The 9,543-nt window shown below is 63.7% G+C and carries 8 protein-coding genes and 1 pseudogene; 4 read left to right on the plus strand and 5 right to left on the minus strand.

Annotated elements, in window-relative coordinates:
* The 4 genes and pseudogenes from VFL62_RS10755 to VFL62_RS10770 form a co-directional block, all read left to right on the plus strand.
* Positions 1-837: pseudogene (locus VFL62_RS10755) on the plus strand (hypothetical protein); the annotation flags it as partial.
* A gap of 14 nt (positions 838-851) precedes the next feature.
* Entirely contained in the window at positions 852-1,826 is a 975-nt protein-coding gene (locus VFL62_RS10760) for an ABC transporter substrate-binding protein (RefSeq protein WP_325172358.1), read from the plus strand.
* Between the two features lie 12 nt (positions 1,827-1,838).
* Entirely contained in the window at positions 1,839-2,669 is an 831-nt protein-coding gene (locus VFL62_RS10765) for an ABC transporter permease (protein WP_325172359.1), read from the plus strand.
* Entirely contained in the window at positions 2,648-3,457 is an 810-nt protein-coding gene (locus VFL62_RS10770) for an ABC transporter ATP-binding protein (RefSeq protein WP_325172360.1), read from the plus strand. The genes VFL62_RS10765 and VFL62_RS10770 overlap by 22 nt, the downstream gene beginning before the upstream one ends.
* Before the next feature lie 2 nt (positions 3,458-3,459).
* On the opposite strand, the gene VFL62_RS10775 is transcribed toward VFL62_RS10770, so the two are convergent.
* From VFL62_RS10775 to VFL62_RS10795, 5 genes are read right to left on the minus strand one after another with little or no spacing between them, the layout of a single operon-like run.
* Complete coding sequence (locus tag VFL62_RS10775; RefSeq protein ID WP_325172361.1) at positions 3,460-4,290, minus strand: VOC family protein; 831 nt, start codon at positions 4,288-4,290, stop codon at positions 3,460-3,462.
* Positions 4,287-5,975 (minus strand): ABC transporter ATP-binding protein, encoded by a 1,689-nt coding sequence (locus VFL62_RS10780; RefSeq protein WP_325172362.1) that lies wholly within the window; start codon positions 5,973-5,975, stop codon positions 4,287-4,289. The genes VFL62_RS10775 and VFL62_RS10780 overlap by 4 nt, the downstream gene beginning before the upstream one ends.
* Positions 5,972-6,820, minus strand: coding sequence for an ABC transporter permease (locus VFL62_RS10785; RefSeq protein WP_325172363.1), 849 nt, complete (start codon positions 6,818-6,820; stop codon positions 5,972-5,974). The genes VFL62_RS10780 and VFL62_RS10785 overlap by 4 nt, the downstream gene beginning before the upstream one ends.
* An 18-nt stretch (positions 6,821-6,838) precedes the next feature.
* Positions 6,839-7,867: an ABC transporter permease gene (locus tag VFL62_RS10790; RefSeq protein WP_325172364.1), complete on the minus strand. Its 1,029-nt coding sequence runs from the start codon at positions 7,865-7,867 to the stop codon at positions 6,839-6,841.
* 12 nt (positions 7,868-7,879) lie between these two features.
* Positions 7,880-9,496 carry an ABC transporter substrate-binding protein gene (locus VFL62_RS10795; RefSeq protein WP_325172365.1) on the minus strand — a complete coding sequence of 539 codons (1,617 nt, stop codon included), beginning with the start codon at positions 9,494-9,496 and terminating at the stop codon, positions 7,880-7,882.
* Positions 9,497-9,543 lie beyond the last annotated feature (47 nt).

The raw sequence follows: 9,543 nt of genomic DNA on the forward strand, positions 1-9,543 counted from the left end.
CGCTTCGGCGAATTCACCTGGCTGATGGGCGGACTGCACTGGAATCCGATCGTGCGCATCACGTCGGTGTCGATGCGCCGCGATGCGATCTACTACGCACTGCACATGCCCTGGGAAAATACCTGGCTGATGGCGCCGACCCGCTATGCCGCGATCCGGCAGGCGCTGCGCACCGCCGGCGTCGTCGTCAAGGATATCAATATGACGATGGGCGGCGTTACGTTCTGGCATGCGGTGATCTCGATCAGGAAACAGCCCGGCGACGGCAAGAACGCGCTGCTGGCGGCGCTGTCGGTCATGGACATCAAGCATGTGGTGGTGGTCGATGACGACATCGACGTGTTCAACCCGGTCGAGGTCGAATGGGCGATCGCCACCCGCGTGCAAGGCGACCGCGATATCCTGATCGTCAGCAATGCCCGCGGCAAGCCGCTCGACCCGTCGCTGCCGCCGACCCCGCATGGCCAGGTGCCGACCACCGCCAAGGTCGGCATCGACGCCACGATCTCGGAAGGCATTCCGAAAGAGCGGTATCAGCGCATCACTTATGCCTATGCCGACACCGCCAGGATTGCCGACTATGTCGGCGGCAAGGCCGACCGCGAGGCCGAAAAGGCATCGCCCGAGACCATCAGCAAGCTTGCCGAGGAGATTGCGGCCGTCATCGAGAAGACCCCGCTCTATTTCACCGATATCGCGGAACGCTTTTCGGCTTACGAGTTCAACGCCGTCGCCCGCGCAATCGGTCTGCTGCACGAAAAAGAGCGGCTGTGGCAGGACCCGAAAGGCTGCCTCTGCCTTCGCCATTCGCCTTTTGCGGCCAAGCTGCCGAATTGAGACAGGAAGCGCACATGAAACGGGCCACCTCATTCCAAGTTCGTTTCGCCGCGCTCATTGTTGGCGCATTCGCCGCGTTGCCCCTGACGGCAGAAAACCTGCTGGCGGCGACTGCGCTGAAAATCGGATCGGCGCAGGTCTCGATCGCCTCCATTCCGGTCGTCGTCGCTATTCAGCAGAAGCTGTTTGAGGCCGAGGGCATCAACGCGGAAATCATCGATTTCGACGGCGGCGGACCGGCCGTGCAGGCGCTGGCCGGTGGCGGTATCGATCTCTGCGTCTGCGCTGGGGACCATGCGATGCGGCTCGCGAGCCGCGGGCTCGGCGGCGCGGTCTTGGTGGCGCTGCTCGACAAGCACCCCTATTCGCTGCTCGCGCCCACAGGTGCAACAGCCTCCGATCTCGCCAGCCTGCGCGGCAAGGCGGTCGGGATCACCTCACCCGGCAGCCTGACCGACAACACGCTGCGCTTCATGATCCGAAAGCTCGGCCTCAACCCGGACAGCGACTATGAGATCATCGCCGCCGGCACCGGTGCCTCGATGCGGGCGGCGATCGAACGCGGCTCGGTCGTCGCCGGCATGTTCACCACGCCCGACGTTCAAGCCTATATGGCGACCGGCAAGTACAAGTTCGTCGCCGATTTTCGCGATCTCGATTACATGGCGCTCGACCTGATCGCGGTGGGGAGCTGGCTCAAATCAAATGACGCGACGGCTCACGCCGTGGCGCGCGCGATCGTCAAGGCGGAAAAGCTCATCCAGAGCGATCCGAAGGTCGTCGAAACCGCTGTTCATGAGCGCTTTCCGGCGCTGTCGGCCGAGCTGGTGACCGCCGTTGCGCGCGATGCCACCGAGCGAAGCCTCTCGCATGACGGCCGCGCGCAGGAGGCCGGGTTCAAGACCGCGCTCGAAATGCTGCGGATCGCAGACCCGACGGTGAAGGAACTTTCCTATTCGGACGTCGTCGCCCTGCGCTATCTGCCGTGATGGATTGATCCGATGACCGAGCCCGTTGCCTCCGATGAGATGATCCCGCCCGGAGGCCCGGGACCCGACAAGGCGGTCGTTTCCGGGCGCGGCCTTTCGATCTGGCTCTGGCGTGCGGGTCTGATCGTCGCGCTGCTCCTGATCTGGGAGTTCTCCGCCGGACGCTTCTACAACGAGTTCTGGAGCAGCCGGCCAAGCCTGATCGGTCAGCGGCTCCTGGCGCTATTTGCGAGCGGCGAGATCTGGCGGCATCTGGATGCCACGGTTTCGGAGGCCTCGCTCGGCCTGCTGCTCGGCGCGCTTGCCGGCACGCCAATCGGCATTGCGCTGGCAAAATATCGCCGCGCCGCGGAGATCGTCGACCCCTTCGTGATGGGCCTTTATGGTCTGCCGCGCGTGGCGCTCGCGCCGATGTTCATCCTGTGGTTCGGCATCAGCCTGCTCGCCAAGGTCATGATGTCTTTCTCCATGGTGGTGTTCGTCTTCATTCTCAACGTCACCGAGGGCATTCGCACCGTCGATCCCGATATGGTCGATCTGATGCGAACCATGCGCGCGCCAAAATCCTACATCCTGCGCAAGGTGACGATACCTTCGATCGTTCCGTGGCTGCTGGCGTCATTGCGGATCGGCGTCGGCCTGTCGCTGGTCGGCGCGGTGGTCGGCGAACTGATCGGCGCCAATCGCGGGCTTGGCTGGTATGTGCTTCGCGCCGGCGGCCAGCTCGATACGACCGGTGTGTTCACCGGGCTCCTGGTATTGATGCTGGTGGCGATGATCGCCAACCAGATCATCTTCCTCATCGAACGACAGGTGTTGCATTGGCGTCCCGCGACGAGGTGAAGGCGGCGGCCGGCGTGCCGCGCATCCTGCTCGACAACGTTTCGATCGCCTATGCGTCGCCGCGCGGCCGCCTGCTCGCGGTCGATCGGGTCAGCCTGGCGGTGGAGCGCGCCGAATTCGTGGTTCTGGTCGGGCCCTCTGGCTGCGGCAAGTCGACGGTTCTGCGCGCCATCGCCGGCCTCAACGCCGCCGAGAGCGGAACCATCGCGGTGGACGGCAAGCAGGTGAACGATCCACCCGAGCATATCGGCTTCATGTTCCAGCGCGACACGCTGCTGCCCTGGCTCACCGTGCGCGGCAATATCGAGGTCGGGCTCGAGCTTGCGGGCGTCCCCAGCCCTCAGCGGCCGTCTCGGATCACCGATCTGTTGGCGCTGCTCCGGCTATCCGAATTCCACGATGCCTATCCGGCGCAGCTTTCCGGCGGCATGCGCCATCGCGTCTCGCTTGGCCGAATGCTCGCCTATCAGCCTGCCGTGATGCTGATGGACGAGCCATTCGGCGCGCTCGATTTCCAGACCAAGGTGGCGATGGGGCGCGAACTGCTCCGCATCTGGGAAACCGAACGGCGCAGCATCCTGTTCGTCACGCATGACATCGAAGAAGCCGTCGCGCTTGCCGACCGCGTGGTGGTGTTCTCGCCGCGTCCCGGCCGCATCGTCGCGGAACACCGGATCGACCTGCCGCGGCCGCGCAATCTGCGCGCGCTTCGCACCGACCCTGCCTTCACCGCTTACACCAGTGCGATCTGGGAAACGCTCGGTGACGGTGACCCTGCGGCCGCCTGAGGTTATCCGCGAAATTCGAGCAACGTATTGAGGAAGGGAACGAGCACCCGTAACGTGCCCTGCCCGGCGCCGACGCGAATATCCGGGACCGACGAAGCGAGATCGCCGATGCGCGCAGGTTCAGGGGCGTCCAAGACGGTGGCGCCAAAGAAGCTGCTGCGGCCATTCGCCTCGACGCAAAGTTCGCCGTAGCGCGCGCGATAACGCGCAGGCGACATCAGGGTGAGACGGAACCCTCCGGGCAACGCCACGATCCAGTCATCGCCTTGTCGCGTGGGCGATGATTGTGCCGCTTTGGCATAACGGGGAACATCGATCTCGGCATTCGAGGTCACGATCACAAGCTCGCTCAGGCCCCTGACACCATTGGGATGCGCCAGCCACGGGCGATACCAGACCAGCTCGGGCGTATCATGCTGACAGTAGTAGACGCGGCCCGCCGCGAACTGTTCCGGCGCGGCGCGAACCGTGCGGAAGCGCGCCAGATGCTCGACGCCGTCGATGGTCACCGGCCGGGAAAAGCTTTGCGGCTCCAGCATCGCAAGGCCGCAGTCGCGCAGGATGTGCTGACTCGCATCGGCATCGCCGACCTTGAACACCACCCCGTTCAGACCGCGCGGACTTTCCAGCACATCCTGGCGCAGTCTGTCGGTTCCCGTCGGCAGGCCGATCAGTTCGAGATAATCGTTCTCGAACATCATCAGGTGATTGATCGAGCCGAGCGAATGATAGCCGCGCGGCGTCACGGTGAAGCCGAGCTGCGACATCAACGCCGCCGCCCGATCCATATCGAACAGGGTGTTGATCACGATATGGTCGAGCGCAAAAGTCATGTGAGTTGTCCCTCGACGGCTTTTGGCGCCTGTTCGTTGCGCAGATGCGGAACGGCGTCGACCAGCGCACGGGTATAGTCGGTCTGTGGCTGTTCGAACAGGGCCCGGCTCTCGCCGGCCTCGACGATGCTGCCATTGCGCAAGACGATGGTCTTGTCGCACATCATGCGGACCACGTTGAGATCGTGGCTGACGAAGAGCAAGGCAAGGTGGTCCTCGCGCCGCAGCCGGTCCAATAGTTGCAACACGACGGCCTGGACCGAAACGTCGAGCGCCGCGGTCGGTTCATCCAGCACCAGAAGGCGCGGCCGGCAGGCGATCGCGCGCGCGATGCCGACCCGGGCTTTCTGGCCGCCCGAGAGCTGATGCGGGAAACGCGACAACAGTTCGACCGGCAAGCCGACGCGCACCGCACACTCCTCGACCCGTTGCCGCAAGCCGCTGCCGGGCCGCATTCCCGAGAGCCGCAATAGCGGATGAGCAACGCAGTCGAATGCCGTGAACCGCGGATTGAGGCTTTCGTTGGGGTCCTGAAAAACGATCTGAATGTCTTTGCGATGTGGCGAGCGATGAAAGTCCCGCGCCGGCAGGTGTCCGATCGATTCGCCATCGAACAGGATCTCGCCCTCGCTGGCGTCGATCAGCCGGCAGATCATGCGTGAGGTCGTGGTCTTGCCTGAGCCTGATTCACCGACCAGCCCGACGCTCTCGCCGGCCTTCATGGTCATCGAGAAATCCGAGACCGCCGGCGTGCCCTGATCGTAGCGTTTGGTGAGATTTCGGACATCGAGCAGCGGCGGCGTGCCCGACGGCGGTTCCGGCTGCGGCTGGCTCGCCGCGAGAGCCGCAAGATAGGCGCCGCGCTCTTCCTCGGTCACGAGGTCCTCAATCCGCGAGGAGGCGGTCGGCGAGGCCGCAACCAGCCGCTTGGTATATGCGTGCTGCGGTTGATGAAACAGCGTCTCCGGCGCCGCCTCCTCGACCAGACGCCCCTTCTCCATCACCACGACGCGCCGGCAATATTGCGCCGCGAGCCCAAGATCGTGCGTGATCAGGATCGTCGCCATGCCGCGCTCGGCGGCGATGCCGGCCAGCAAATCCATCACTACCTTTTGCGTGGTCACGTCGAGGCCTGTGGTCGGCTCGTCGGCGATCAGCAGCATCGGATTGCAGGAGATCGCGATCGCGATCATCACGCGCTGGCACATGCCGCCGGACAGCTCGTGCGGATAGGCCGACATCCGCCTTTCCGGATCGCGAATCCGCACCGCGCGCAGAAGCTTCAGCGCTTCCTCGGCCGCCGCTTGCTTCGACATCCGCTTGTGGCTGAGGATTGCGTCCGCGATCTGAAGGCCGACGCTGCGGATCGGATTGAGCGCCGCGCGCGGATTCTGGAAGATCATCGACATCGCCGCGCCGTGAAGCGCGCGAAAATCGCTGTCAGGAATTTTAGTGACGTCCTGCCCGCGGTAGAGAATCCGCCCTTTCGTCACCCGCCCGGCGGCATCGAGCAGCCGCGTGGTCGCAAAGCCCGTGACGGATTTTCCGGAGCCGCTCTCACCGACGAGGCCGAGCATTTCGCCAGGCTCGAGCGATAGCGTGACGCCGCGCACCGCCTCGACGAGGCCCTGCCTGGTCGAGAACGTGACGTGAAGATCCTCGATCTGAAGCAGCGGCTCGGTCATGTCCGCATTCGGGGATCGAGAATGTCCCGCAGCCCGTCACCCAGCAGGTTGAAACATAGTACCGCGAGCATCAACGCAAGACCGGGAAAGGCGACCAGCCACCATTTGCCGGTCGAAATGAACCGCGCGCCTTCAGCGACCATGATGCCCCATTCCGGCGTCGGCGGCCTGACGCCAAGGCCGATGAAGGAGAGCCCGGCGGCGTTGAGAATCGCCCAGCCGAGATTGAGCGACATCTGCACCGCCATTGCCGGCAAGACATTCGGCAACAGAAAGCGCAGTACGACCGAGGCATGGCTTTCGCCGCTCGCTCGCGCGGCCTCGACCCAGCCGACGTTGCGGCGGACATTGACCTCGGCGCGGGCAAAGCGGATGTAGAACGGCAGGTTGATGATCGCGGTGGCGATGACAATGTTCTCGACCCGGTTGCCGAGTGCCGCCACCATCGCCATGGCGAGCACGAACAGCGGAAAGGCCATCATGACGTCGACGAAGCGGCCGACCGAACGGTCGAGCCGCCCGCCGGCATAGCCGCAGAACGCGCCGATAATGGCGCCGAGCACGAAGGAAATACCGACAGCCGAGACTGCGATGACGAGATCGAGCCGGGTTGCGACCAAGAGCCGGCTGAACGTGTCGCGGCCAAGCTGATCGGTGCCGGCCAAATGCAGCCGGCTCGGCGGCAACAGGGCTTCCGACACACTGGAGGCAATCGGATCGTAAGGCACGATCGATGGACCGAGAATCGCAATCAGCAGCAGGAGCAAAACGCCTGCCGCCGCAACCGCGGTCAGCGGATTGCCCCGCAGGATCCAGACCGTGTGACGCAAGGTCGCGCTCGTCATCCTAGTGCTCGCCAGATTTCAAATCGAAACCCTCGGATCGGCGATGCCATAGAGAACATCGACCAAAAGATTGACCACGACAAAGATGCTCGCCATCAAGAGCACGAAGCCCTGCACCGGCGCGTAATCGGACGACAGCAGCGCGTCGAGCGCGTAAGACGCGACGCCGGGCCAGGAGTAGACCTTCTCCACCAGCACATTGGCGCCGAGCATGGTCGAGAACACGATGCCGGCAATGGTGATGACGGGCAGGATGGCGTTTCGCAAAGCATAGGTGACGACAATGCGCCACCACGACAATCCGACCGAGCGCGCGGTGCGCACGAAATCGCTGCCCAGCGACACCAGCATCGAGGCGCGGGTGATCCGCGCCAGCGGCGCAATCACGAACAGCGCCATGGTCACCGCCGGCAGGATCAGCTGGCGAAACGCCACCCACCAGCCATCGAGATCGCCGGCCAACAGGAAGTCGATGGTCAGAAAGCCGGTTCGCTGCGGCGGCAGCGACGTGAAGACGTCGATGCGGCCGGTCGGATCGGGCGCAAGCCCCAGCAAATAATAGAAAACGTAGATCAGGAGCAGCCCCGACACGAAGGTCGGCACGCAGACCCCGAGCGCGCAAAACAGCCGCACGCCGTGATCGATGATCGAGCCGGGCCGCAGGGCGGCGATCACGCCGAGCGGGACCGCCAACAGCAACGCGATCAGCAGCGCGGTCAGCGTCAACTCAAGGGAGGCCGGCAGGCGCTCGCGCAAATCGGTCGTAACCGACTGTCCCGTCATCAGCGACTTGCCGAGATTTCCGCGGCCGACATCGTAGAGGTAATGCACCAATTGTTCGGGAATGGGTTTATCGAGCCCCATCTGCCTGCGGATCGTCTCGATCTCTTCCTTGCCGGCATTGGGTCCCGATGCAAAGAACACCGCGGGATCGCCGGGCAGCACCCGCATCAGGAGAAAGGTAAAAACCAGCACGCCGAACAGCGCCGGCAGCGACGACGCAAACCGCCGCGCCGCCCGCACCATCGTTGCGCCAAGGCTTTTCATCGCCGGTCGCAGTTACTTGCGGCTGAGGTCGCGGTAATCGACCTGGCGGTGGAACTGATAGGTGTAGCCGTCGAGCGATTTCGCCATCACCGCATCCTGGCTCGGCTGCCAGAGCGCAATCTGCGGCATGACCGCGACATGGATGGCATTCAGCTTCAGACTCTCCTCGTCGTATTTCGCCTTGTCAGGCTCGAAACGGGCCTGCTGGGCAAGCGCCGTGAGTTCGGGGTTATCGATGCTGGCGTAGTTCCAGCGCTGATTGCCGGTATAGAAGTTGCGGTAGAAATAGTCGGTCGATGGCAGCCAGGCGACGATGCCTTCGGTGAAGAACGGCAGCTTCTTTTCGTTGATCTGCGTCGACATCTGTGCATCCGGCAATTTCTGGATCTCGACCTTGATGCCGATCTTGGCGAGCGATTCCTTGACCAGCGCCGCCATCGGCTCCGCGGTCGAGGCCTGGCCGACGTTGAAGCTGAACGTCGTCGAAAAGCCGTCCGGCATGCCGGCAGCCTTCAGATAGTCTTTTGCCTTGTCGAGATCGAGCCTGACCGGCTGCGGGAACGGAAACGCGCTGGTGGTCGGCTTGCCGTCTTTCCACTCGGCATTGAACAGCGGCGTGCCGCGGCCGAACAAGGCGGCCTTGAACATGTCGTCATAGGGCAGCGCAAAGGCGACCGCGCGGCGCACGTTGATATTGTCGAACGGCGGAATCGTGTTGTTCATGGAGATGAAGGTGACGGCATTATATTGCGGCGTCGAGATCACCTTGAGCGTGCCCTTGGCTTCGAGCGACTGCACGTCATTGGCTTGCAGATCGACGGTGATGTCGGCATCGCCGCGTTCGACCAGATTGGCGCGTGTCGCCGGCTCCGGCACGGTCTGCACGATGACCCGCTTGAAGAACGCGGCCTTCTCCGGCGTGCCGCGATTCCAGGCCTCGTTGCGCTTCATGATCACCTGCTCGCCCGGCTTGAAGCTCTCGATGACATAGGCGCCGCTGCCGGCGGTGTGTTCTTTCAGCCAGCCGATCGCCCAGGGATCGTCAGCGGTCGCATTGGCTTTCGCGAGTTTCGAATTGATGATGATCGGATAGATGGTCGCAAGATTGGGGAGCGCCAGCTTGTCGGGCTTCGGCAGCGTGACCTCGAACGTCAGCGGATCGATCACCTTGAACTGGTCGGCGCTGGTCATCGATCCCGTCAACAGTTGCGCCTTGCCGAGCACGGGCGCGGTCACAACGCGGTCGAGCGACCATTTGACGTCTTCCGCGGTCACCGGGGTGCCGTCCTGGAATCTCGCGTCCTTGCGCAGATGGAAAGTGAGCTTCAGCCCGTCGGGGCTGGCGTCCCAGGACTCGGCGAGTTCGCCTGATATCTTGTCGAGATCGAACACCCATTTGCCGTTGAGCTGCTTGCGGCCGAACGACACCAGCCGGTCGTAGGTGGAGAGGCTCACCGCGAACGCTTCGCGGGTCGAGCCCGGCACGTTCGGATCAAGCGTGTTGACGGACGCGCCGGTGACATAGCGCAATGTCTCGGCGCGGGATTGCGCCCTGGCGGGCTCAGGTCGGAGCGAAAGCGCGAGCGCCGCAAACCCCACCAACACAAGACTGCAAATCCGACCCCGCATTGTCCTATCCCCTCAATTCAACCCGGAACTCGCCCAAACGCAGGGCT

The organism is Bradyrhizobium sp. (genome assembly GCF_035701725.1).
Classification (GTDB): Bacteria; Pseudomonadota; Alphaproteobacteria; order Rhizobiales; family Xanthobacteraceae; genus Bradyrhizobium.

What these genes read in the sequence shown, in the direction of transcription:
- VFL62_RS10760 (WP_325172358.1), top strand. Translation starts at nt 852, where the DNA reads ATGAAACGGGCCACCTCATTCCAAGTTCGTTTCGCCGCGCTCATTGTT.
- VFL62_RS10765 (WP_325172359.1), top strand. Translation starts at nt 1,839, where the DNA reads ATGACCGAGCCCGTTGCCTCCGATGAGATGATCCCGCCCGGAGGCCCG.
- VFL62_RS10775 (WP_325172361.1), bottom strand. Translation starts at nt 4,290, where the DNA reads ATGACTTTTGCGCTCGACCATATCGTGATCAACACCCTGTTCGATATG.
- VFL62_RS10780 (WP_325172362.1), bottom strand. Translation starts at nt 5,975, where the DNA reads ATGACCGAGCCGCTGCTTCAGATCGAGGATCTTCACGTCACGTTCTCG.
- VFL62_RS10785 (WP_325172363.1), bottom strand. Translation starts at nt 6,820, where the DNA reads ATGACGAGCGCGACCTTGCGTCACACGGTCTGGATCCTGCGGGGCAAT.
- VFL62_RS10790 (WP_325172364.1), bottom strand. Translation starts at nt 7,867, where the DNA reads ATGAAAAGCCTTGGCGCAACGATGGTGCGGGCGGCGCGGCGGTTTGCG.
- VFL62_RS10795 (WP_325172365.1), bottom strand. Translation starts at nt 9,496, where the DNA reads ATGCGGGGTCGGATTTGCAGTCTTGTGTTGGTGGGGTTTGCGGCGCTC.